The organism is Chromobacterium sp. HL1, assembly GCF_057418835.1.
In genome coordinates, this window is the sequence record NZ_CP162399.1 from 1,659,498 (window position 1) to 1,683,927 (window position 24,430).

At 68.1% G+C, this 24,430-nt stretch carries 19 protein-coding genes and 2 riboswitches; of the genes, 16 read left to right on the top strand and 3 right to left on the bottom strand.

The features are described from left to right. Positions 1–84: 84 nt before the first annotated feature. Entirely contained in the window at positions 85–870 is a 786-nt protein-coding gene (locus AB1Z25_RS07760) for a LuxR C-terminal-related transcriptional regulator (RefSeq protein ID WP_486636954.1), read from the top strand. Positions 871–1,018: 148 nt separating this feature from the next. On the opposite strand, the gene AB1Z25_RS07765 is transcribed toward AB1Z25_RS07760, so the two are convergent. Beyond that, on the bottom strand, positions 1,019–1,633 hold the full coding sequence (locus AB1Z25_RS07765; RefSeq protein WP_107801818.1) for a trimeric intracellular cation channel family protein: 615 nt from the start codon (positions 1,631–1,633) through the stop codon (positions 1,019–1,021). Between the two features lie 9 nt (positions 1,634–1,642). Here AB1Z25_RS07765 and AB1Z25_RS07770 point away from each other — a divergent pair, with 9 nt between their 5' ends. Further along, positions 1,643–1,909: a hypothetical protein gene (locus AB1Z25_RS07770; RefSeq protein WP_486636955.1), complete on the top strand. Its 267-nt coding sequence runs from the start codon at positions 1,643–1,645 to the stop codon at positions 1,907–1,909. Between the two features lie 43 nt (positions 1,910–1,952). Continuing rightward, a riboswitch (glycine riboswitch) is annotated at positions 1,953–2,135 on the bottom strand. Between the two features lies 1 nt (position 2,136). Further along, positions 2,137–2,223, bottom strand: a riboswitch (glycine riboswitch). A gap of 136 nt (positions 2,224–2,359) precedes the next feature. On the opposite strand, the gene AB1Z25_RS07775 is transcribed toward AB1Z25_RS07770, so the two are convergent. Then, positions 2,360–4,903: a DUF3141 domain-containing protein gene (locus tag AB1Z25_RS07775; RefSeq protein ID WP_486636956.1), complete on the bottom strand. Its 2,544-nt coding sequence runs from the start codon at positions 4,901–4,903 to the stop codon at positions 2,360–2,362. A 94-nt stretch (positions 4,904–4,997) separates the two neighbouring features. Further along, on the bottom strand, positions 4,998–5,864 hold the full coding sequence (purU, locus tag AB1Z25_RS07780; protein ID WP_235089152.1) for a formyltetrahydrofolate deformylase: 867 nt from the start codon (positions 5,862–5,864) through the stop codon (positions 4,998–5,000). Positions 5,865–6,094: 230 nt separating this feature from the next. On the opposite strand from purU, the gene AB1Z25_RS07785 reads away from it, so the two are divergent. The 14 genes from AB1Z25_RS07785 to AB1Z25_RS07850 all read left to right on the top strand — a co-directional run bounded on the left by AB1Z25_RS07785 (position 6,095) and on the right by AB1Z25_RS07850 (position 24,352). Then, a complete protein-coding gene (locus AB1Z25_RS07785) occupies positions 6,095–7,348 on the top strand; it encodes a sarcosine oxidase subunit beta family protein (protein ID WP_486636957.1) in 1,254 nt (417 codons plus the stop codon). An 11-nt stretch (positions 7,349–7,359) separates the two neighbouring features. Then, positions 7,360–7,656, top strand: coding sequence for a sarcosine oxidase subunit delta (locus AB1Z25_RS07790; protein ID WP_107799503.1), 297 nt, complete (start codon positions 7,360–7,362; stop codon positions 7,654–7,656). Further along, the gene (locus AB1Z25_RS07795) at positions 7,653–10,670 is read left to right on the top strand and encodes a sarcosine oxidase subunit alpha family protein (RefSeq protein ID WP_486636958.1); all 3,018 of its coding nucleotides are present in this window, start codon (positions 7,653–7,655) and stop codon (positions 10,668–10,670) included. Before AB1Z25_RS07790 ends, AB1Z25_RS07795 begins: the two co-directional genes overlap by 4 nt. Further along, positions 10,663–11,355 carry a sarcosine oxidase subunit gamma gene (locus AB1Z25_RS07800; protein WP_253315434.1) on the top strand — a complete coding sequence of 231 codons (693 nt, stop codon included), beginning with the start codon at positions 10,663–10,665 and terminating at the stop codon, positions 11,353–11,355. Before AB1Z25_RS07795 ends, AB1Z25_RS07800 begins: the two co-directional genes overlap by 8 nt. A 216-nt stretch (positions 11,356–11,571) precedes the next feature. Beyond that, positions 11,572–12,540, top strand: a complete 969-nt coding sequence (locus AB1Z25_RS07805; RefSeq protein ID WP_048412289.1) for a dipeptidase — start codon at positions 11,572–11,574, stop codon at positions 12,538–12,540. Positions 12,541–12,788: 248 nt separating this feature from the next. After that, entirely contained in the window at positions 12,789–13,850 is a 1,062-nt protein-coding gene (locus tag AB1Z25_RS07810) for an HAD family hydrolase (RefSeq protein WP_486636959.1), read from the top strand. A gap of 208 nt (positions 13,851–14,058) precedes the next feature. Next, positions 14,059–14,907 (top strand): glycine betaine ABC transporter substrate-binding protein, encoded by an 849-nt coding sequence (locus tag AB1Z25_RS07815; protein WP_486636960.1) that lies wholly within the window; start codon positions 14,059–14,061, stop codon positions 14,905–14,907. Positions 14,908–15,233: 326 nt separating this feature from the next. Beyond that, positions 15,234–15,767, top strand: coding sequence for a DUF5943 domain-containing protein (locus AB1Z25_RS07820; RefSeq protein ID WP_486636961.1), 534 nt, complete (start codon positions 15,234–15,236; stop codon positions 15,765–15,767). 282 nt (positions 15,768–16,049) lie between these two features. After that, positions 16,050–18,110 carry an NADH:flavin oxidoreductase gene (locus tag AB1Z25_RS07825; protein ID WP_107799496.1) on the top strand — a complete coding sequence of 687 codons (2,061 nt, stop codon included), beginning with the start codon at positions 16,050–16,052 and terminating at the stop codon, positions 18,108–18,110. A gap of 1 nt (position 18,111) precedes the next feature. Then, positions 18,112–20,067 (top strand): DUF3483 domain-containing protein, encoded by a 1,956-nt coding sequence (locus AB1Z25_RS07830; protein WP_486636962.1) that lies wholly within the window; start codon positions 18,112–18,114, stop codon positions 20,065–20,067. Next, positions 20,064–21,161 (top strand): FAD-binding protein, encoded by a 1,098-nt coding sequence (locus tag AB1Z25_RS07835; RefSeq protein WP_486636963.1) that lies wholly within the window; start codon positions 20,064–20,066, stop codon positions 21,159–21,161. Before AB1Z25_RS07830 ends, AB1Z25_RS07835 begins: the two co-directional genes overlap by 4 nt. Then, entirely contained in the window at positions 21,158–21,931 is a 774-nt protein-coding gene (locus AB1Z25_RS07840) for an electron transfer flavoprotein subunit beta (RefSeq protein WP_486636964.1), read from the top strand. Before AB1Z25_RS07835 ends, AB1Z25_RS07840 begins: the two co-directional genes overlap by 4 nt. A gap of 26 nt (positions 21,932–21,957) precedes the next feature. After that, complete coding sequence (locus AB1Z25_RS07845) at positions 21,958–23,244, top strand: aromatic ring-hydroxylating oxygenase subunit alpha (RefSeq protein WP_227103771.1); 1,287 nt, start codon at positions 21,958–21,960, stop codon at positions 23,242–23,244. After that, positions 23,237–24,352 (top strand): FAD-binding oxidoreductase, encoded by a 1,116-nt coding sequence (locus AB1Z25_RS07850; protein WP_486636965.1) that lies wholly within the window; start codon positions 23,237–23,239, stop codon positions 24,350–24,352. The genes AB1Z25_RS07845 and AB1Z25_RS07850 overlap by 8 nt, the downstream gene beginning before the upstream one ends. Positions 24,353–24,430 lie beyond the last annotated feature (78 nt).

The window sequence follows — 24,430 nt, forward strand, 5'->3', positions numbered from 1 at the left end:
CATACTAGTCAGTCGCCTTGGCGGCGGACATCACGCGAAAGCGTTAGAGCGGAAGGCGGGACTAACCTGATCGGGGTAGCTGGCATGCAGCTGAATGTGGCGGATCTGGTGTTTCACCAGCAATTGGGGCGCTTGTTGGACGGCGTCGACAACGCGGCCTTTTGGCAAGGGTTGGCCGCGTTTCTACGGGAACGCCTGAGTTTCGATACCTGGGTGGCGGTGCTGTTTCGCCAGGAGGCGCCGCCGTGGGTGCTGGCGGATCACGCGGCCAATTACGCCGCCGACGATTTGTTCGCCGACTACCGGCGCGGCCTGTATCTGCTGGACCCGTTTTACGGTTTTGCGCTGAAGCGCCCGGCCGCCGGCGTGTACCGGCTGGACGAGGTGGCGCCGGACCGTTTCCGGGAGACGGAGTACTTTCGCCGTTACTTTTCGCGCAATGTGGTGGCGGATGAAATCCAGTTTCTGCAAGTGTTGCCGGAGGGCGTGCTGTCCCTGTCGCTGGGCAGCAAACGCCGCTTCAGCGAGCAGGAACTGGGCGTTTGTAATCTGTTCGCGCCCTGGTTGCTGCCCTTGTCGCGGCTGGCCGCGCGTATGGACGAAGGGCTGCGCCAGCCGGCGGCTAACGCGGGCAGGCAGAGCCGCCGACAGCTGGAGGAGGCGCTGCGCGCGCAGGGCTCCTCGCCGTTGACCAAGCGGGAGGTGGAGGTGGCGCTGCTGATACTCGGCGGCCACTCCACCAAGGGCGTGGCGCGCGAGCTGGGCATTTCGCTGGAAACCGCCAAGGTGCACCGCCGCCATCTGTACGCCAAGCTGGGCGTGTCCAGTCAGGCGGCCTTGTTTCTGCTGCTGGCGGGGATTCAAGCCTGATGCCGCAGCGCAGCGGTAAACAGAGGCGCTTAGACCCGCTAACAAAACCCCTGATCCTGCGTTGCGCCTCCTTATCGTACGACTTGTACTGCCTGCGTCGGCGCGCCTTGGCTCAGGTACGCTGCGCGGTTTTGTTAGCGGCTCTTAGTCAGTGCAGGTCGTGCCGATACATGAACACCGGCAGCCGCCATTCGCGCCAGATGGCGGCCAGGCGGATGGCGAGGCCGACGGCGAAGCTGGCCAGCACATTGAGATCGTGCGGCACGCCCAGCTTTATCAGGCCCAGGTAGAGCAGGGCCACGGCGAAGGAGACGCTGGCGTACAGCTCCTGGCGGAAGACCACCGGCACGCGGTTGCACAGCACGTCGCGCAGGATGCCGCCGGCAATGCCGGTGATCATGCCGGCCATCACCACCACCACCGGGTGGTAGTCCATGGACTGGGCCACGCCGCAGCCTATGATGGTGAAGGCGATCAGGCCCAGCGCGTCCAGCACCAGGAAGACGCGGCTCAGGCGTTTCATATAGCGGGCCACGAACACGGCGGCCAGGCCGCCGGCGATGACCAGGCCGACGTATTCCGGGTGTTGGGTCCAGCCTATCGGGTAGCGGCCCAGCACGATGTCGCGCACGGTGCCGCCGCCCAGGGCGGTGAGGAAGGCGATGACGGTAACGCCGAAGATGTCCATATTGCGGCGGCCGGCCGCCAACGCGCCGGTCATCGCTTCCGCGGTGATGGCGATCAGATAGATCAGGGTAAGCATGTAGTTGCAATGGTCAAACAGGCTGGCGCCGAGGTGAGCGGCGAAGCCGGGTGGGAAAATGGGTTGGCAATGGGCGGGCCATGCCAGGTGGCGCGCAGCCTGGGCAAGAGTTTCGAACACGGGTTTTCCTTGAGAGCTGGTGCACGATCTGCTGCGCTGCGACGATACGGCGTTGAAACCCGCTTCGAAATGCTCATGTACCACGAGTACATTCCGCTTTCTCAGCTGTTTTCGCCTTGTCTCGTCCTTGCTCGCGAGATCGTGAGCACGTTCTGAGCACGGCCGGCGGGCCGCGCATGGGCGCGGCGCTGCCGGCATTGCCTCTCCCCTTGTCCTTTTACCTGAGAGTTAGATGACGGGCGCGGCCTGTGTGCGGGCCTTGCCGGGTGTCACTTGCCCCTTCGGTGGGCGGCTAAGGGCCGGTCACATCATCCGACGCGCTCTGGCTGAAGCGTAGCAGATGATGAACGGGCGCTTAGGGCCTCTCTCCAATCGGCTGGTATCCATGGGCTGCGGTACTGTTGCCTGAGCGATTATGGGAGTTTGCGTCTTCGGCGGGGGCGCATGCCCCTCTCTCCCGCAGCAGGCAAGGATATTAGCGTTTGCTGTATTGTTCAGTCAACGACTGTATACATGGGGCGAGGCAAAAATGTTGCAGTGCGATATCAACATGAAAACGCCCGGACGGCGGTTTGGCTGTCCGGGCGCTTTTGCGCTGGCTGATGCTTAGTTGCTCGGCGTTTTGGGCTTGGCCGCGTCCTTGCCGGCGGCGGGTTTGCGCGCGGCCGGGGTTTGGGCTGCGGGGGCTTTGACCACGCTGGCTTTGCCCGCTGGCGCTTTGGCGGTTTTGGCCGCCGGGGGCTTGCCGGGCGCCGGCTTGGCCGCGGCCGGTTTGCTGCTGGCGGGTTTGGCGGCCGGAGCGGGTTTGGCGGCAGCGGCGCTGGGCTTGCCGGCGGTGGGCTTGGACGGGGCTTTGGCGGCCGGCTTGCGCGGCGGCGCCGCTTTCTTGGCGGGCGCGCTGGCCTTGGCGGCGGGGGCCGCGGCGGGAACGGTTGAGGCTGCCGCTATGGCCGGCTCGGCGGGCGGCAGGATGGCCGGCGCCGCCGGCGCGCGCGTGTCCAGTTGCAGCGCGTGGGCCGCTTGGTCCAGCCTGAGCTGTTGTTCCGGGGCGATGTCGCCGCTGAGCGCCAGCAGTTCATGCGCCAGCTGCCAGGCCTGGCGGCGGCGGTGTTCTTCCGGCAGCAGCTTGGGCAGGCCGGCCAGCGCGCGGGCTTCGTCCAGCCGCACCAGGAAAACCTGTTTGCGGGCGATGTCTTTCAGCTCCATCAGGGTCAGCGGGTATTCGTGGCGGATGTCGCGCATGATGCGGCGGATGGCGTTGAACGGGCGCTCGTCTATGATGCCGCGGCCAATCGCCACATAGGTGAGCAAGCGCACGAAGCCGTCGGCCAGGGAGCCGCTTTCGTAAGCGGGGTCCAGCACCTGGCGCTTGAGTTGCAGCCTTTCCTGTTTGTTCCAGCTGTCGCAGCGGGCGGCGCGGGCTTCGCGCGCGGGCTGCACGCCCACGACGGAGGCCAGCCACGGGGATTCGTACACGGCTTTGAAGCAGTGTTCGGTGGCGGCGTCGCGCAGGTCGCGGTAGCGGTCCAGGCTTTGCGTCATCCAGCCGGACCACTGTTCTTGCAACCGCCACAAGGGGTTGTCCGCACTCACCGGCTGGCGGTGGGCGCGCACGTATTCCGCGGCGGGTTTGAGCCAGCCGAGCCAGGGATTGAGCGGGGAGATCAGCGTGCGTTCCAGCCGCGCCGGGTTGAGCTGGCGCAGCCATTGGGCGCTGGCTTCGTTGCTGACGGCGCGCACGGCCGGGGAAACGAAGCGGTTGTAAATGCCCTGGTTGATTTCGGAGACGCGGCGCACCGCTTCAAAGGCGCGTTCGTCTTCGCGGCCGTCGTCCAGCGCCAGGATGTCGGCCACTTCGCGGGCTTCGAAACGGATGATGTAGCGGCCCTTGATGTATTCCTGGCCGGGGGTGTTGGGCGCCACGTCCTCGATGACGGCCTCGTACAGGCCGGGGGCCAGCACGTCGATCAGGTCCAGCGCGCTGGCGAACTCGCTGTGTTCGCGGTTGGCGATGCCGGCGGAGACGAAGATGCCCAGGTGGCCCACCTTGTTGTGCAGGCAGTAAATGATGGTTTGTTCGTTGTCGCGGATGTCTTCCGCGTTGTCGTACAGGTCCGGTATCCAGTTCAGCGCTTGCTGCGGCGGGGTGATGTTGTCGCCCCAGGAGGCGAACACGATGATGGGGGAGCGAATGTTGCGCATGTCCACGCGGTGCTGGTCGCTGCTGACGATCTTGCCTTCCACCAGGTGGTTGCCCACAAACAGCTGCTGGGAGATCCATTCCATTTCCTGCTTGTTCAGCAGGTAGTGGCCGCCCCACCAGCGTTCAAAGCCCAGATAGCGTTCGCGCTCGGTGTCCACCTTGGCGTACAGATTGTAGGGCTTCTTCCACAGGGTGTTGGCCGGGTCCAGCTTTTCAAAGTTGTTGACCAGGTGGGCGCCGTCGAACTTGCCGTTGCCCAGATCGCCGGCCAGGGAGGCGGTCCAGGTGCCGCCCAGCATGCCGCCGGAGTAGCGCATCGGGTATTTGCCGGTGATGCCGGCCCAGTAGGACAGCGGGGTGCCGGCCAGCAGGATGGGGCCGCACAGCTCCGGCGCCACCGAGGCCAGCATGGCCAGCGCCCAGCCGCCCTGGCAGTTGCCGATGACGAAGGGCTTGCCGTCGCTGTCCGGGTGCAGTTCCCTGACCTTGCCGAGGAAGACGTATTCGGCGCGGCTGACGCTTTCTATGGTCTGGCTGGGCACCGGCTGGGGGAAGAACATGATGAAGTAGCAGGGGTGGCCCTGTTGCAGCGCGATGCCGATTTCGCTGTCCATCTTGAAGCCGCCGATGCCGGGGCCATGGCCGGCGCGCGGGTCTATCACCACGAAGGGGCGCAGCGCCGGATTGGTGGCCGGGCAGCCGGCCGGCGGCAGGATGGCGGCCAGCGCGTAGTTGGCCGGGTCCGGCAGGCTGCGGCCGTCCAGGATGATTTTGTAGTCGAACACCAAGACCGGCGGCTTGCCGCTTTGCACGTGTTGCAGATAGTCCGCGCCGCGGTCATGCAGCACGTCCCAGTAGAGGATGCTGCGCTCGCAGGCGTCGCGCCAGTAGTCGGCGACCGGGTTGGAGGAGAAGAGCTTGGACCAGACGGCTGTTTGCGACCACATACGGCACCTCTTGGTTGGTATGACGGATAACTGGCTACTGTACCCTGCTTTTGTTGCGTTGCAATAGACAAAGTTCCTGCCAGGCGAACAACTGTCAGCGCAACACCACAGTGCGCCGCTCGGTGATGAAGACGCGCCGCTCCAAGTGGCTGCGCACCGCGCGCGCCAGCGCCTGGCACTCCATGTCGCGGCCGGCGGCCTGCAATTGCTCCGGGCTGTAGGCGTGGTCCACCCGTTCCACCACTTGTTCGATGATCGGGCCTTCGTCCAGATCGTCGGTGATGTAGTGGGCGGTGGCGCCTATCAGTTTGACGCCGCGCTCGTGCGCCTGCTGATACGGCCGCGCCCCCTTGAAGCCGGGCAGGAAGGAGTGATGGATATTGATGGCGCGGCCGGCCAGTTTTGCGGCGGCGGCGCTGGAGAGCACCTGCATATAGCGGGCCAGCACCAGCAGTTCCGCCCGGCTGTCCTCCATCAGCGCCAGCAGCGCGGCTTCCTGGCGCGGCTTGTTGTCCGGGGTGAGCGGCAGGTGGTGGAAGGGCAGGCCGTAGGCCTCGGCGATGGGGGCGAGGTCGCGGTGATTGGAGACGACGGCGGCCACCGTCATGTCCAGATCGCCCATCTTCTGGCGATAGAGCAAATCGTTCAGGCAGTGGTCCAGTTTGGACACCATGATCAGCACCCGCGCGCGCTGGCGCCGGTCGTGCAGCCGCCATTGCAGGTCTTGATAGTGGCCGCTCATCCGCGCCATGCCGTCGGCCAGCCGTTCCGGGGCGAAGTCCGGCCGCTCCGGGTGGAAGACGCAGCGCACGAAGAAGCGCCGGCTGCGGGCGTCGTCGAACACCGCCAGTTCATCGATATAGCAGCCTTGCTGTTCCAGCAAGGCGGAGAAGCCGGCCACCTGGCCGGAGGCGCTGCGGCAGGCGAAGCTGAGCACGTAGGAGGGGGCATCTGAGGTCATTGGCGTGTCCTGTTTGTGGGGCGGCACGGGCCAATCTAGGCCTTGTCCCGCGCGCGCGCTGTCCGCCATGCGTCCGCTTTGCGTGGATTTTGGACATCGCCGTGTCGCGTGCGGGCAAGAGGCCGTCCTTTCCAGCCAAATGCGCCGGCGGCGTCGCCCTGAGAATGAGGCCTTCCTCAACCTCGACAGCAGCGGCGCGGGCCCATGGCGGCCCGGCGGCGGGAGCGCAGATGGCAAACCGATATTCGCTGTGGAGCCTGATCCGGCACGGGCTTGGGCATCACCAGGGCTGGCAGCCGGCCTGGCGCAGTCCGCAGCCGGAAAGCAGCTACGACGTCATCATCGTCGGCGGCGGCGGCCACGGCCTGGCTACCGCCTATTACCTGGCCAGCATGTACGGCGTCCGCAAGGTGGCGGTGCTGGAAAAAGGCTATCTGGGCGGCGGCAACACCGCGCGCAACACCACCATCATCCGCTCCAACTATCTGTGGGACGAGTCTTCGCAGCTGTACGAGCACGCGCTCAAGCTGTGGGAGGGCCTGTCCCAGGAGTTGAACTTCAATGTGATGTTCAGCCAGCGCGGAGTGATGAACCTGGGCCACAGCCTGCAGGACATGCGCGACATCGAGCGCCGGGTCAACGCCAACCTGCTCAACGGCGTGGACGCCGAGGTGTTGTCCCCGCGCGAGATCAAGGAGCGGGTGCCCTTGATCGCCATCGGCGGCGACGTCCGCTATCCGATCCTGGGCGCCAGCTATCAGCCGCGCGGCGGGGTGGCGCGCCATGACGCGGTGGCCTGGGGCTTCGCCCGCGCCGCCAGCGAATTGGGCGTGGACATCATCGAGGAATGCGAGGTGACCGGCTTGTTGATCGAGGGCGGCCGGGTGCGCGGGGTGCGAACCGGGCGCGGCGAGATCCGCGCCGACAAGGTGGGCTGCGTGGCCGCCGGCAACAGTTCCACGCTGGCGCGGATGGCCGGCTTGCGGCTGCCGCTGGAAAGCCACCCCTTGCAGGCCTTTGTGTCCGAATCGCTGAAACCCTGCCTGGACACGGTGGTGATGTCCGGCGCGGTGCACGGCTACATCAGCCAGTCGGACAAGGGCGAACTGGTGATAGGCGCGGGCATAGACAGCTATCTGGGCTACGGCCAGCGCGGCAGCCCGCATGTGATCGAGCACACGGCGGCGGCCATCGTCGAGCTGTTTCCGTCCTTCTCGCGGCTGCGGATGAACCGGCAGTGGGGCGGCATCGTGGACGTGTCGCCGGACGCCTGCCCCATCATCGGCAAGACCCGGATCCAGGGCCTGTATTTCAACTGTGGCTGGGGCACCGGCGGCTTCAAGGCCACGCCGGGTTCCGGCCACGTATTCGCCCACACCATCGCTCATGACCAGCCGCATCCGCTGAACGCGGCTTTTTCGCTGGAGCGCTTCGCCTCCGGCCGCTTGATAGACGAACACGGCGCCGCCGCCGTGGCGCATTGAGGGAGACGCCGATGCTGCTGATTCATTGCCCGCATTGCGGGGAGGCGAGGGAAGAGGAGGAGTTCGACTACGCCGGGGAGGCCTTCATCGTCCGCCCGGCGGCGCCGGAGCAGGTGGACGACGAGGCCTGGGGCGATTACCTGTTCTGCCGCAAGAACCCGCGCGGCTGGCATTGGGAGCAATGGCAGCACGCCGCCGGCTGCCGCAAGGTGTTCGCCGTCCGGCGTCACACCGTCAGCTACGAGATCGCCGGCAGCTGGACGCTGGCCGAGGGCAAGGCCCGTTATTTGCAGGAGGATCAGACGTGAGCGGCTATCGCATCCATCGTCCCGGCGAGCGCATCGACCGCAATCGGCCGCTGGCCTTTACCCTGGACCGCGCGGCCTATCACGGCTTCGCCGGCGACACCCTGGCCTCGGCGCTGCTGGCCAACGGCGTGCGGCTATTGGGCCGCAGCTTCAAGTACGGCCGGCCGCGCGGCATCGTCGGTTTTGGCGCGGAAGAGCCCAACGCCTTGATCCAGCTGGAAAGCGGCGCCTTGAGCACGCCGGATCTCAAAGCCACCCAGGTGGAGCTGTACCAAGGCTTGCAGGCCTTCAGCGGCTTGGGGGACGCGTCCTGGGGCATGCGGCTCAAGGGCGCGCTGGGCCGGCTGGAGCGTTTCATGCCGCCGGGCTTTTATTACAAGACCTTCATGCAGCCGGCGGGGGCCTGGCCGTTTTACGAGCGCCGCATCCGCGAAGCCGCCGGTTACGGCCAAGCGCCGCGGCTGCCGGACCCGGAGCATTACGATCATCTGCACCACCACGTGGACCTGCTGGTGGTGGGCGGCGGCGCGGCCGGCTTGTGGGCGGCCACGCTGGCGGGGCGCGCCGGCCTGAAAACGCTGCTGCTGGACGAACAGGCGGAGATGGGCGGCTGGCTGCTGAGCGAGCGCCGGCTGCGCATCGACGGCCTGGAGGCGATGGAATGGACGCAGCAGCGCTTGCAGGAGCTGGCGGCGCTGCCCAATGTCCAGCGCTTGCCGCGCGCCACCGTCTTCGCCTTGCATGAGGGCAATCTGGCCTTGGCGGTGGAGTTGTTGCAGGACCACCTGCCGCCGTCGGAGCGCGATCCGGCCCGGCCGCGCCAGCGCCTGCACAAGATACGCGCGGGCCAACTGGTCTTGGCAAGCGGCGCCATCGAACGGCCGCTGGTGTTCGGCAACAACGATCTGCCCGGGGTGATGACCGCCGCCGCCGGCCACAGTTATTTGAACCGTTACGGCGTGGCGGTGGGGCGCCGGCTGCTGCTGCAGACCCAGAACGACGCCGCCTACGACGCGGCGCTGGAGCTGGCCTTGGCCGGGGCGGCGGTGACGCTGGCCGATGCTCGCCCAGCCGGCGCGGCGGCCTGGCGCAGCCGCGCCGCGCAGAATGCCGGCGTGGAACTGCTGGCCGGTTACGGCATCGCCCGGGTGAACGGCGGCGCCGGCGTCAGCGGCGCGGACTTGGTGAAGCTGGCCGCGGATGGCCGGAGCGTGGCCGGCAAGGGGCCGCGGCTGGAGCTGGACGGCGTGCTCTCCTCCGGCGGGCTCAGCGCCACCGTGCATCTGTTCTGCCACAACGGCGGCCGTCCGCTGTGGCGTCCGGACCGTCTGTCCTTCGTTTGCCCGGACGCGGGCCGGCCCGGCGTCGTCTGCGTGGGCGCGGTCACCGGGCGCTGGGAGCTGGGCGAGGCCCTGGCCCAATGCCATGCAGCCATGCTGGCCCAGCTTGGCTGGGGAAGCCAGCGCGGTCTGGGCGCCGCGCCGCGGGTGGAGGCGGAGGAGGTGGCCGCGCCGCGTGAAATCTTCCGCTTGCCGGACGGGCGGCGCGAAGGCGTCGGCGCCAAGGCCTTCGTCGATTTCCAGAACGACGTGGCCGCCGCCGACATCCATCTGGCGGTGCGCGAAAACTACCGCTCCATCGAGCACGTCAAGCGCTACACCGCGCTGGGCTTCGGCACCGATCAGGGCAAGCTGTCCAACGTCAACGGCTTCGCCATCGCCGCCGAGGCGCTGGGCAAGCCCATCGCCGAGGTGGGCACCACCACCTACCGGCCGGCCTACACCCCGGTCAGCTTCGGCGCGCTGGCCGGCGCCCATGTCGGAGAAACTTTCGACCCGCGCCGCTACACCGCCATGCACGACAGCCATACCGCGCGCGGCGCCGAATACGAGCTGGTGGGGCAGTGGCTGCGGCCCTGGTATTTCCCGCTACCGGGCGAGGACCTGCACGCGGCGGTGCGCCGCGAATGCCGCGCCGCCCGCCAGGGGGTGGCGGTGATGGACGCCTCCACCCTGGGCAAGATCGATGTGCGCGGCCCGGACGCGCGCGAGTTTCTGGGCCGCGTCTACAGCAACGCCTGGAGCAAGCTGGAGCCGGGCAAATGCCGCTACGGGCTGATGCTGGACGAAAACGGCATGGTGATGGACGACGGCGTCACCGCCTGCCTGGCGGACGACCATTTCCACATGACCACCACCACCGGCGGCGCGGCCCGGGTTTACAGCTGGCTGGAGCGCTGGCACCAGACCGAATGGCCGGAACTCAAGGTGCGCTTCAGCTCCATCACCGATCACTGGGCCACCACGGCGCTGGTGGGCCCGCAAAGCCGGGAGGTGCTGCGCAAGCTGTGCACGGATATTGATCTCGACCCTCAGGCCTTCCGGTTCATGGAGGGCCGCGTCGGCACCGTGGCCGGCGTGCCGGCGCGGGTGTTCCGCATCAGTTTCTCCGGCGAACTGGCTTACGAGATCAATGTGGACGCCGGCTACGGCCGTTATCTGTGGGAGGAGGCGATGCGGGCCGGGGCCGAGTTCGGCATCACGCCCTACGGCACCGAGGCCATGCACGTCTTGCGCGCCGAGAAGGGCTTCATCATCGTCGGCCAGGACAGCGACGGCTCGATGAGCCCCAACGATCTGGCCATGGGCTGGGCGGTGGGCATGAAAAAGCCGTTCAGCTTCCTCGGCCGCCGCTCCTTGCTGCGCGCCGACACCGCCGGAGCGGGCCGCAAACAGTTGGTGGGCCTGCTGACGGAGGACCCGCGGCTGGTGTTGCCGGAAGGCGCGCAAATCCTCAACGACGGCAAGGACGTCGCGCCGGCGGCGATGCAGGGCCATGTCACCTCCAGCTACCACAGCGAATGCCTGGGCCGCTCCATCGCCATGGCGGTGTTGAAGGACGGCGTCCGCCGCGAAGGCGACACCGTGCACGTGTGGTGGCAGGGCCATAGCGCGCCGGCGCGGGTGGCGTCCGCGGTCTTCGTCGACAAGGAAGGAGAGCGTCAGCATGTCTGAATCCACATTCAAGCCTGTGCTGGAATCGCCCTTGCGGCATCTGGATTTGCCGGAAGCGGCCGAAGCGCGCCGCGCCGACGGCCGCGTCTGGGGCAATGAAGCGCCCAATCTGGGCTACGCGCTGCTGCGCGGCGACGGCGCCGAGGCCGGGTTTTTCGAGCTGACGGCGCGGATCACCGGGCTGGAGCCGCCGCGCCGGCCCAAGACCTTGAGCCAGGGGGAGGGCGGCGCGCTGCTGTGGCTGTCGCCGGACGAATGGCTGCTGATCAGCCGCCGCCAGCGCCTGGCCGGCTGGCTGCCGGCGCTGGAGCGGGGCTTCGCCGAGCAGCGCCTGTTCGCCCAGGCGCTGGACGTCAGCGGCGGCTTCACCGCCGTCTACCTGTGCGGCGAGCCGCACCTGGCCGTGCTGCGCCATCTGGGCGGCTACGATTTCGAAGCGCTGCGTCCCGGCCAGGGCGTCGGCACCTTGCTGGGCAAGGCCGCGGTTCAAGTGCTGCGCCTGGACGGCGACGGCGTGTTCGTGGTCTGCCGCCGCAGCTTTGCCGACTACGTCTGGCTGCTGTTGCGGCGCGCGGCCCGGCCTTACGGCTTCGCGGTGTGCGAGCTGCCGGAAGACGCCGGCCATCCGCTGTGGGCGCAACTGGCGCGGCCGGCATTGGCGGCGGTCCTGAGCGAGAGCTCTTAGAACCTGTTTACGTTCTGCTGCGCGTCGGCGATACGGCGTTGAAACCGAGCTCAAAATGCTCATGTACCACGAGTACATTCCGCTTTTTCGCTCGTTTTCGCCTTGTCTCGCCTTAGCTCGCGAGATCGTAAACAGGCTCTTGGAAGTTATTCAAAGTCCGCGGCGCTGCGGCGGGATAGTTGGACCGAGGCGTGGACAAGCTAGAAGGAGATGGCAATGGATTTGCACGCAGACGCGCTGGTGATAGACGGACTGATCATCGCCAAATGGGCGCGGCCGGTGTTCGAGGACATGCGCCGCGGCGGCTTGAGCGCCGCCAATTGCACCGTGTCGGTGTGGGAGGGCTTTCAGGACACCGTGAACAATATCGCCGAGATGAAAGGGCTGATCCGCGAGCACGGCGACCTTTTGACCCTGGTGCGCGGCGTCGAGGATATCCGCCGCGCCAAGGCGGAGGGCCGCACCGGCGTCATCCTGGGTTTTCAGAACGCCCACGCCTTCGAGGACAGGCTGGAATCCGTCGAAGCCTTCGCCGACATGGGCGTGCGCGTGGTGCAGCTGTGCTACAACACGCAAAACCTGATCGGCACCGGCTGTTACGAACGCGACGGCGGCCTGTCCGGCTTCGGCCGCGAAGTCATTGCGGAAATGAACCGCGTCGGCATCATGGTGGACCTGTCCCATGTGGGCGGTCTGACTTCGCGCGAAGCCGTTCTGGAATCGAAAAAGCCGGTCTGTTACTCCCATTGCCTGCCCTCGGGCCTCAAGCCGCATCCGCGCAACAAGAGCGACGAGGAGCTGCGCTTCATCGCCGATCACGGCGGCTTCATCGGCGTCACCATGTTTCCGCCCTTTCTGCGCCGCGGCATCGAAGCCACCGTGGACGACTACGTGGAAGCGATGGATTACGTGATCGCGCTGGTGGGCGAAGACTGCGTTGGCTACGGCACCGACTTCACCCAGGGCTACGATCAGGGCTTTTTCGACTGGATCACCCACGACAAAGGCCGGTATCGCCGGCTGACCGATTTCGGCACCATCCTCAACCCGGAAGGCATTCGCACCATAGGCGAAACGCCCAATCTGACCGCGGCGATGCAGCGGGCCGGCTGGCCTGAGCGCAAGATCCGCAAAGTGCTGGGCGAGAACTGGTTGCGGGTGTTCGGCGAGGTATGGGGGGCTTAGCCCCCCGGCCACAGCCCTGATCCCGCGTTGAGCCTCCTCGCGGCAAACAGCGCATGGGTATTTCTTAAGAGCCGTTCAAAGTCTCGCGAGCAAGGGCGAGACAAGGCGAAAACAAGCGAAAAAGCGGAATGTACACGTGGTACATGAGCATTTTGAGCTGGTTTTCAACGCCGTATCGCTGAAGCGCAGCAGACTTCGAACAGGTTCCAAGGCGGGCCCGCCGCATCCGAAGCACATCAGGAGGACTTATGAAGCAAGTTAAAGTATTGGGGGCTTTGCTGTTGTCGGCCGCGCTTTGGACCCAGCCGGCGGCGGCGGAGACCGAGCTGAAGCACTGGCCGCCCAAGATCGCGGAACGGCTGAACGCCATGATCAAGGCCAATGCCCATAAGGGCGAATACGCGGTGTTCGACATGGACAACACCAGCTATCGCTACGATCTGGAAGAAGCGCTGCTGCCTTATATGGAGGCCAAGGGCTTGCTGAGCCGCGAACGGCTGGACCCGTCCCTGAAGCTGATCCCCTTCCGCGACGAGCCGGACCGGCCGGAAAGCCTGTACAGCTACTATCTGCGGCTGTGCGAGATAGACGAACTGATCTGCTACCCCTGGGCGGCGCAGGTGTTTTCCGGACTGACGCTGCGCCAACTCAAGACCCAGGTGGACGCGCTGATGGCCAGCGGCGCCCCGGTGCCGGTCAGGTACTTCCATCAGGGCAAGCCGGTGGAGGGCAGCGTGCCGGCGCCGCGCGTGTTCACCGGCATGGTCGAGCTGTACACCAAGCTGCAGGAGAACGGCATCGCCGTCTACGTGATGACCGCGGCCAGCGAAGAACTGGTGCGCATGGTGGCCAGCGATCCGCGCTACGGCTACCGGGCGCCGCCGCAGAACGTGCTGGGCGTCAATCTGCTGCTGAAAGACCGAACGAACGGCGCGCTGACCACCTCGCGTTTGCAGATCAAGCGCGGCGGCTATGAGCCGGAACGCAATCTGGACCTGGAACTGACCCCCTATCTGATGAACCCGATGACCTGGTACGAGGGCAAGGCCGGGACCATCCTGGGCTGGATAGACCAATGGCGCAAGCCGGTGCTGGTGGCCGGCGACACGCCGCAGTCCGATGGCTACATGCTGCTGAACGGCACCGACACGGCCAAGGGCGGCTTGCGGCTCTGGGTAGACCGCAAAGCGGGTTATTGGGATCGGATCCGCAGCTGGAGCCGGGAAGCGGCCAGGCAGCAGCGCAAGCTGGGCCTGCCGGCGACGGCGGACCGCAACTGGCTGGTGGTGAAGCCGGAGCAGATTCAATAAGCGCTGGAAGACGCGGAATGGGGCGCATGGGCATTCTCACGCCGCTGGCAAGCTTGTATCGCCGAAGCGCGGCAGACCTTGAACCGCTTTAGAACCGCTAACAAAGCCTCGTAGAGACGCTGGACCAAGGCGCGCCGACGCAGGCAGTACAAGCAGGCGCAACGCAGGGTCGGGGTTGGCTTAGCGGGTCTTAAGGGAGGAAACGAATATGTTGAGGCAATGGTGTTGCATCCTACTGCTGCTCTTGTGCGTGTCGGCCCACGCGGCCGAGGCCACGCCCGGCAAACCGCTCATCAAGATCGGCTACGTCGAAGGCTGGGCGGACAGCGTGGTCACCACCCAGGTGGCGGCCCAGATCATTCGCGGCCGGCTGGGCCACCCGGTGGAGCTGATGCCGGTGGCCGCCGGCATCATGTGGCAGGGCGTGGCGCGCGGCGATCTGGACGCCACGCTGTCGGCCTGGCTGCCGGTGACCCAGGGCGCGTATTACCGGCAGTTCAAGGACAAGGTGCTAGACCTGGGGCCCAATTACGTCGACGCCCGCATCGGCCTGGTGGTGCCGGACTATGTGGCCGCCCGCGCCATAGGCGATCTCAACGCCGAGCGCGCGGCGTATCAGGGACGCATCGTCGGCATAGACGCCGGCGCCGGGGTGATGCAAAAGACCGAGGCGGCGATCAAGGCCTACCGGCTGAATTTGACGCTGATGCCCAGTTCGGGGCCGGGCATGACGGCGGAACTGGCGCGTGCGATCAACGCCCGCAAGCCCATCGTGGTGACCGGCTGGGTGCCGCACTGGATGTTCGCCAAATGGAAGCTGCGTTTTCTCGACGACCCGCAAAAAGTGTTCGGCGAGGCCGAGCACGTCAACAACGTGGCCCATCCCGGCCTGAGCGCCAAGGCGCCGCGAGTGCTGGCCTTTCTGCAGCGCTTCCGCTGGCGGCCGGAAGAGATCGGCCCGCTGATGCTGGCGGTGGAAACCGGCGCCAAACCCGCGGCGGCGGCGGCCTCCTGGATTCGGGCCCATCCGGAGCGGGTGGCGGAGTGGGCGCCCTGAACCACTGCGCGTTCAATGACATGCCTCCCCTTGGCGGACCGTGGTCCGCCTTTTTTGCGCCCGCGCCGCGAGGTGTCGGCAATGGGCAAAAACCGGTCGCGCCGACGGCTCCGGCCCGGAATGGCCTGCGGCAAGATGCCGGCAATGACGGGCTGCGCCCGACTTGCTCAGAGCCGGTTCACCGTCTGGCGAGCAAGGGCGAGACAAGGCGAAAACCGCTGAGGAAGCGGAAGGGTCATGCGGCATATGGGCATTCTGAAGCCGTACTCACCACGCCATGTCCGACGAAGCGCAGCAGACCTTGAACAGGCTCTCAGGAGAACGGCATGCAACCGCAACTTCCCATCGACGTGGACCCCGACAGCGGCGTCTGGCGCACCAACGGCCTGCCCATGTTGTATGTGCCGCGTCATTTCTTCATCAACAACCACCTGGCCATGGAGGCGGCGCTGGGCCGTTACCAGTACGCGGACGCGCTCTACCAGGCCGGCCATCGCTCCGCCCACTTCTGGTGCGCCAGCGAGGCGGCCACCCACGGTCTGGCCGGCCTGGCCGTGTTCGAGCACTACCTGAGCCGGCTGTCCCTGCGCGGCTGGGGCCGCTTCCGCTTTTTGGAGGCCGACGTGGTCAGCGGCAACGCCCATATCCGGCTGGACCACTCCTGTTTCGTGCTGGCCCAGGGCGAGGCCGGCGCGCCGCAAAGCGAGCACATGGCCTGCTATCTGTTCGCCGGCTGGTTCGCCGGCGCGATGGACTGGGTGGGGGAAAGCCTGGGGCGCGACTACCGCACCGTCTGCCGCGAAAGCCAGTGCGCCGGGCAGGGCGCGCCGTACTGCGCGTTCACGGTCCACCCCTTGTAGTCAGGGTCTGTTGACGTATGTTTTACCGCTGCGTTCGTCCCCAGCCGGATGCGGCGCGCGAAGGCCGCCTCGCCGCAGTGTTATTCACTGCTAGAGGCGGTCGACAAAGCGAGGCACAGGCTGGGGACGAACCCGGAGGGCTGACCGAGGAAAGCCCCCTCTACGGCGTTGTCAGGCTTGGCCTTGGTTTGCCAAGGCCTGCGCCCTCCGCCTTGTAGAGCGCACTTTTCTCGGTCAGCGCGGCGGGGAAAACATACGTCAACAGACCCTTAGGAGCCGGCCATGTCTTACCCGCATTTATTCGAACCCATCACCCTGAACCGGCTGACCTTGCGCAACCGCATCGTCAGCACCGCCCACGCCGAGGTCTACGCCGAAGCCGGCGGCCTGCCGGGAGAGCGCTACATCCGCTACTACGAAGAAAAAGCCAAGGGCGGCCTGGCGCTGGCGATTTGCGGCGGTTCCAGCCCGGTGTCCATCGACAGCCCGCAGGGCTGGTGGAAATCGGTGAACCTGGCCAGCGACGCGGTGATAGAACCGCTGGCGCGGCTGGCGGAAGCCATGCACCGCCACGGCGCCAAGATCATGATACAGGCCACCCACATGGGGCGGCGCTCCAGCTATCAAGGCGAACACTGGCCGCATCTGCTCAGCCCCTCCGGCGTGCGCGAGCCGGTGCACCGCGGCAACGCCAAGATCATGGAGACGGAGGACATCCATCGCGTGATCGCGGATTTCGCGCTGGCGGCGCGGCGGGTCAAGGCCGCCGGCCTGGACGGCATCGAGATTGCCGCCGCCCACCAGCACCTGATCGACCAGTTCTGGAGCCCGCGCACCAATCAGCGCGAGGACGAATGGGGCGGCAGCCTGGACAACCGGCTGCGCTTCGGCATGGAGGTGCTGCAGGCGGTGCGCGCCGAGGTGGGCGCGGACTTCTGCGTCGGCCTGAGAATGAGCGGCGACGAATTCCACGAAGACGGCCTCAGCCACGACATGCTCAAGGAGATTGCCGCCGCCATGTCCGAAACCGGGCTGATCGACTACCTGTCGGTGATAGGCTCCGGCGCGGACACCCACAACAGCCTGGCCAACTGCATGCCGCCGATGGCGCTGCCGCCCGAGCCTTTCGTGCATCTGGCCGCCGGCATCAAATCGGTGTCCAAGGTGCCGGTGATGCACGCGCAGAGCATACGCGACCCGGTGCAGGCGGAACGCATCCTGGCCGCCGGCATGGTGGACATGGTGGGCATGACCCGCGCCCACATGGCCGACCCGCATCTGGTGATCAAGATCCGGGACGGCAAGGAAGACCAGATCCGCCAGTGCGTGGGCGCCAATTACTGCATAGACCGCCAGTACTACGGCCAGGACGTGCTGTGCATCCAGAACGCCGCCACCAGCCGCGAGTCCACCATGCCTCATCTGATCTCCCGGGCGGCGCGGCCGCGCCGGGTGGCGGTGGTGGGCGCCGGGCCGGCCGGGCTGGAGGCGGCGCGGGTGGCGCGCGAGCGCGGCCACGAGGTGGTGCTGTTCGAGCGGCAGCCGCAGGTGGGCGGTCAGATCCTGCTGGCGGCGCGCGCGCCGCAGCGCGAACAGATGGCCGGCATCGTGCGCTGGCTGGACATGGAAACCCAGCGCCTGGGCGTGGACCGCCGGCTGGGCGCGGCGGCGGACCGCTCCATGATCATGGACGAGCGGCCGGATATCGTGGTGCTGGCCACCGGCGGCCGGCCGCACACCGGCCAGGTGCCGGCCTGGGGCGTGGCGGAGGGACTGGCCGTCAGCAGCTGGGACATCCTGTCCGGCCAGGTGGAGCCGGCCCGCAACGTGCTGGTCTACGACGCGCTGAGCACCCACGCCGGCTTCGGCGTCGCCGACTATCTGGCCAGCCGCGGCAGCACGGTGGAAATCGTCACGCCGGACGTGAAGGTGGGCGACGACACCGGCGGCACCACCTTTCCCATCTTCTACCGCCGCCTGTACGCCCAAGGCATCATCCCCACCCCCAATGTCTGGCTGGAGGCGGTTTACGCCGAAGGCGACAAGAAAATCGCCGTGCTGCGCAACGAATACACCGAAGCGCTGGAAGAGCGGGCGGTGGACCAGGTGGTGATAGACAACGGCGTGCTGCCGGACGACGCCCTGTACGGGCAGCTGAAGCCCTTGTCGCGCAACCGCGGCCAGACCGATGTGCGGGCGCTGTTCGCCGCCGAGCCGCAGCCCTGTCTGGACTGGCCGCTGGCGGCCGGGGAATTCCTGCTGTTCCGCGTCGGCGACTGCGTTTCCATGCACAACATCCACGGCGCGCTCTACGACGCGCTGCGGCTGGCCAAGGATTTCTGACATGAGTTTTCCCTATCTCCTCAGCGGCCTGTTCTGGTTGGGCGCGCTGCTGCTGAGCGCCGGGCTGCTCCGGCGCGCGCGGCTGTGGCGGCGGGGGCGCGCCGCGCCTGCGTCCTGGCGCGGCCTGCTGGCCGCGCCCAAGCGTTACTTCGTGGACCTGCACCGCGTGGTGGCCCGCGATCCGGCCGCGGCGCGCGCCCATGTGGCGGCGGCCGGCGGCGGGACGGCGGCGCTGCTGCTGATCGCGCTCAATTACGGCCTGCTGTTGCATCAGCGCTGGCTGGACCTGCTGCTGGCGGCGTCGGCCGTTCTGATGCTGGTCGGCGCGGCCTTGATGCGCGCGCGTCGCCGCGCGCCGCCGGCCCGGCTGTCGTTGGGAGAATGGCAGCGGCTGCCGGCGCGGCTGGCCTGTTTTGCGCTGGGCGCGCTGCTGGCGGCGGCCCTGGCCGGCGGCGAGGTCTGGCTGAGCGCCGCCGGGCAAGGGCTGGCCGCCGTCGCGTTGTCGCTGCTGGCCTTGGGCGGAGCGGAGCTGGCCCTGGGCATAGGCCTGGGCCGGCCGATGAAGCACGCGGTGGCCGGCTTGCTGCACCTGGCCTTCCATCCGCGCGCCGAGCGCTTCGCCGGCAAGTCCGCCGATCTGAAGCCCTTGAACCTGGCCGCCGGCGAGCTGGGCGCGGCGCGGGCGGCCGATTTCGCCTGGAACCGGCTGCTGTCCTTCGACGCCTGCGTGCAATGCGGCAAATGCGAAGCCGCCTGTCCGGCCTTCGCCGCCGGCCAGCCGCTCAATCCCAAGCGTCTGATCCAGGACCTGGTGGCGTCCATGGGCGGCGGCGGTCCGGCCTACGCCGGCAGCCCGCATCCGGGCCGGCCGGCGGCCGCGGCCGCGAGCGCGGACCGGGACATCGTCGGCGGCGCGTTGGCGGCGGACACCTTGTGGTCCTGCACCACCTGCCGCGCCTGCGTGGAAAACTGCCCGATGCTGATCGAGCACGTCGACGCGGTGATCGATCTGCGCCGGCATCAGACCCTGACGCGGGGCGAACTGCCGGGCAAGGGCGCGGCGGCGCTGGCCAATCTGCGCCATACCGACACCGTCGGCGGCCATCCGCTGCGCGCGCGCTACCACTGGGCGGCGGACCTGGACCTGCCGCTGCTGCGGGAGGGCGAGTCCGTCGATTGGCTGTTGCTGGCGGGCGAGGGCGCTTTCGACATGCGCTATCAGCGCGCCTTGCGCGCCCTGCTGGCCGTGCTCAAGGCCGCCGGCCTGCGCGTGGCGGCGCTGGGCGAAGCCGAGCGCGACTGCGGCGACCTAGCGCGCCGCCTGGGCGACGAGGCGGGTTTTCAGCGGCTGGCGCTGGCCAATATCGCCACGCTGGGCCGTTATCGCTTCACCCGCATCGTCACGCCGGACCCGCATGTTTTTCATTGCCTGGCCAATGAGTACCCGGCGCTGGGCGGACATTACGAAGTCTGGCATCACAGCCGGCTGCTGGACCAACTGCTGGAGACGCGGGCGATCCGCGTGCGCTCCCGCGACTCGGCCGAGCCGCTGAGCTATCACGACCCCTGTTATCTGGGCCGCTACAACGAGGGCTACGGCGCGCCGCGCCGCGTGCTGGCCGGCATCGGCATCCAGGTGGTGGAGATGAGCCGCTCCGGCCGCGACGCTCGCTGCTGCGGCTGGGGCGGCGGGGCGGCCTTCACCGACGTGCCCGGGCCGCGCCGGATTCCGGACATGCGCATGGACGACGTCCGCGCCGCCGGCGCCGGCCGCGTCGCGGTGGCTTGCCCCAACTGCACCGCGATGCTGGAAGGCGTCAGCGGCGCGCGGGCGGAGGTGGTGGAATTGGCGGAACTGGTGGCGGAGCGTCTGGAGACCGGCCCGGAGGCCGGCCAAGAGCGGGGCGATGCGCGGCGCGCGGCGGCGCAAGGCCGGCTGGCGAAGGAGGAGGCATGAAGATGATGCAGACCGCGCCGCGGGTGGACCCGCGCCGGCCCTGGGTGCGTTCGCCGGGCGGGCTCAAGCGCATCGTGCTGGGCGAGGACGGCGGCCTGCGCGACGCGTCGCCGGCGAGCGCGGCCAAGCTCAAGCCGCTGCGCAGCGCCGGGCCGTTCGATGGACGGCTGTTGGTGGTGGCGCACGCCGAGCGCGGTCAGCTGGACGAGGCGGCGCGCGAGGCCATCGCCGCCGCCGCCCTGCTGGCCGGCCCGCGCGAGGAGGTGCTGGCGGTCTTGTACGGCATGGAAGGCTGCGCCGACGCCGAACTGGCGGAACTGGCCTTGGACCGCGTCTTGACGCCGGCCGATCCGGGCTTTGCGCCGGAAGCCAAGCTGGCCTTGTTGCGGCGGCTGTGGCGGCGGGAGCAGCCGCGCCATGTGCTGTTCGCCGACCGCGGCGAGGACGCCGACCTGGGCCGGCGCTTCGCCTGCCGCGAGCGCCTGTCGGTGCTGACCGACGTGGTGGAAATCGCCGCTGACGGCGTGCGCCGCCGCCGGCCGGGCGCGGGCTTCAGCGTGCACCCGCGCGCCCAGGCGCTCTTGCTCGCGCGCGGCGTGGCCGACGTCCGCCTGCCCTTCGTCGGGCGCGGGCTGCGGCAGGCTTGCGCGCCGGAGGCGGCGGCGGAGCGGGTGCGGGACCTGGGCGGCGTCGCCAGCCCGGCCTCGCAACTGGCGCTGGAAGAGGCGGACCTGATCCTGGCCGCCGGCAACGGGGTCAGCGACGTGCCGGCCTTCCTGCGGCTGGCGGAATCCATGGGCGCGGCGGTGGGCGCCTCGCGGGTGGCGGTGGACGACGGGCGTTTCCGCCGCGACCAGCAAGTGGGCGCCACCGGCCGCAGCGTGCAGGCCAGCGCCTATCTGGCGCTGGGCATTTCCGGCGCGGTGCAGCACCTGCAAGGCATCAAGGCCTGCCGCCATGTGATCGCGGTCAATCTGGACGCGGCCGCGCCCATGGTCAAGCGCGCGGACCTGAGCGTGATCGACGACTGCCAGTCCTTCATTCAGGCCTTGCAGGCCTTGCTGGAGCTTGAGAACAAGGAGGTCGAACCATGAGCGAGACGGCGCTTTCCGCCGGAACGGCGGCGAAAACGGCGGTGCTGGTGGCCCCGGCGCCGCATCCGGTCAGCGGGCGGCCCTGCGCCGGCCCGGGCGATCTGGCGGCGCTGGCGCTGGCGCGCCGGCTGGGCCGCGCCTTCGTCGTCTTGCACGCCGGGGACGCGGACAAGGAGGCGCTGGCCGACTACCTGGCCCAGGGCGCGGCGGCCATCGCCGTGTTGCAGCCGCCGGCGGACAGCGACCCGACGCCGGCGCTGATCGCCGCGCTGGGCGATTTCGAACTGATTCTGTGCGGCGAACGCTCCGGCGGCGGCGAGGCGTCGGCGCTGCTGCCCTATCTATTGGCCGAAGGCCTGGACCGTCCGCTCTTGCCCGGCGTGCTGTCCTTGACGGAGGAGGACGGAGAATGGCGGGCGCTGCAAGGCCTGGCCAGGGGGCGGCGGCGACGGCTGGCGGCCCAGGCGCCGCTGCTGGCCAGCGTCAAGCCGGACGGCGCGGAGCCGCGCTGGTCCTGGGCCGGCTTGCAACGAGGCGTGGTGACGCGCCGCGCGGCGGCGGGGGAGCCCGTGCCCGCGCCCAGGCTGGAGCCGGCGCGGCGCGCGCGGGCGCTGGCGGCGCAGCGCGGCAGCGGCCTGGAGCGCCTGCTGGGGGCGATTGCCGGCGACGACGCGGCCGCCGGGGGGCGCGTCGTAAAACAGGGGGATTCCGTCGAGAAAGCGCAAGCGGTGCTGGATTACCTGCGTCAACATCGGCTCGTCGATTTTTGAGCCGCCCGCCATCAAAGGAGCGAGACATGTCCCACAGCGTCATTCCCTTCCCGGCAGCGACGACGGCCCCGCTGCGCGAACTGCTGGCCCGCCGCCGTCCCGGCCACAGTCTGGAAGCGCCGTTCTACCGCTCGCCGCAGGTGTTCGAGGCCGATCTCGAATACATCTTCCGCCGCCACTGGATCTATGTCGGCGTCAGCGCGGAAATACCCGAACCGGGCGACTACCTGACCGTGGAGCTGGGGCGCGATCCCATCCTGATCCTGCGCGACGACGACATGGCCATACGCGCCTTTCACAATGTCTGCCGCCACCGCGGCTCGCGGCTGTGCGCCGAGCGTCAGGGCTCGGTGGGCAATCTGGTCTGCCCCTACCATCAATGGACTTACGATCTGTCCGGCCGGCTGATCTTCGCCGACCACATGGCGGACGGCTTCGATCCCTCGCATCACAGCCTCAAGCCGGTGGCGCTGAAAAATCTGGAAGGGCTGCTGTTCATCTGCCTGGCCGAGCGGCCGCCGGAGGACATCGACGAGATGATGGCGCGGATGGCGCCCTATATCGCGCCGCACCGCATCGACGATTGCAAGGTGGCGGCCCAGGTGGACATCGTCGAGGCGGGCAACTGGAAGCTGACCATGGAGAACAACCGCGAGTGCTATCACTGCACCGCCAACCATCCGGAGCTGACCGTCTCGCTGTACGCCTACAGCTACGGCTTCGCGCCCCGGGCCGAGCAGGCCTCCGGGCTGGCCGATTACCAGCGCGTCGTCGCCGAGCACCACGCGCGCTGGGAGGCCGGCGGTTTGCCCTCGGCCGAGATCGAGCGCCTGTCCGAGGTGTCCGGCTTCCGCGCGATGCGCATGCCGCTGGACCGCAAGGGCCAGTCCCAGACCGTGGACACCGGCGCGGCCTGTCGCAAGCTGCTGGGCGATCTGCGCGACCCGGCGTCCGGTGGCCTGTCGTTCTGGACCCAGCCCAACTCCTGGCACCATTTCATGGCCGACCACATCGTCACCTTCACCGCCTTGCCGCTGTCGGCGGAAAGCACGCTGGTGCGCACCACCTGGCTGGTGCGCAAGGACGCGGAGGAGGGCGTGGACTACGAGGTGGACAACCTCACCCGGGTATGGAAAGCCACCAATCAGCAGGACCGCCGGCTGGTGGAGGAGTCGCAGCGCGGCATCAACGGCTCCGCCTATCGGCCCGGTCCTTATTCGCCCTACACCGAGGCCTTGGTGGAGAAATTCACCCACTGGTACGCGCAGCGGCTGGGCGATGGCCTGGAGCGGGAACGGCGCGACCATGAATAGCGCGCCGCCGGCCAGCCCATTGGATGATCTCCCGCCAGCCGCCGAGCTGCCGCTGTGGCGGGCCGGCGAGGACAGCCTGCTCGTCTGCGTTCAGGCGCGGGAGGAAACCCACGATGTCAAAACCTTCGTGTTCCGCGCCGAGCCGCCGCGCCGCTTCCCTTATCTGCCCGGCCAGTTCATCACGCTGGAACTGGACATCGACGGCGCCGCGGTCAACCGCTGTTACACGCTGTCGTCCACGCCCACCCGGCCGGACCGGGTGTCCATCACCGTCAAGCGCATTCCCGGCGGCGTCGTTTCCTCTTGGCTGCACGAGCATCTGCGCCCGGAAATGGCGCTGCGGGTCTTGGGGCCGGCCGGCGAGTTCAGCTATGCGCGCCACGCCGCTTCGCCCTATCTGTTTCTGTCCGCCGGCAGCGGCATCACCCCGCTGATGTCGATGACCCGGGCGCTGACCGATCTGGCCTCCGGCGCCGACATCCTGTTCGTGCACAGCGCGCGCTCGCCGCGCGACATCGTGTTTCGCAAGGAATTGAGCCTGCTGGCCAGCATCCACCCCACTTTCAGCCAGGCGGTGATTTGCGAAAACCGGGCGGGAGAGCCGGATTGGGCCGGCCTGATCGGCCGGCTGGACCGGACGCTGATCGAGCGCATGGCGCCGGATCTGCACGCGCGCCAGGTGTTCTGCTGCGGTCCCGCGCCCTATATGGCCGCGGTGCGCGAGCTGCTGCGCCAGTGCGGTTTCGACATGAGCCGCTATCACGAGGAAAGCTTCAATTTCGCCGAACTCAGCGCGGCGCCGCCGGACGAGGCGGTGCGGACGCCGCAGCCCGGCGTCGAGGGCCGCGGCTTCAATGTGCGCTTCGCCAAAACGGGGGACGATTTATCGGTGGCGCCGGGGCAGACGGTGCTGGCGGCGGCGCTGGCCAAGGGCATGCGCCTGCCGGCCTCCTGCACCCGCGGCGTGTGCGGCAGCTGCAAGAGCCGTCTGCTGGAAGGCCGGGTGGACATGCGGCACCAGGGCGGCATCCGGCCGCGCGAAGTGGAGCAGGGTTATTTCCTGCCTTGCTGCAGCCTGCCCTTGAGCGATCTGGTGGTAGATCGCTGAGCGCCTGTCCAAAGTCTCGCGAGCCAGGCTGAAACAAGGCGAAAACGAGCGAAAAAGCGGCATGTACAAGCGGCATTG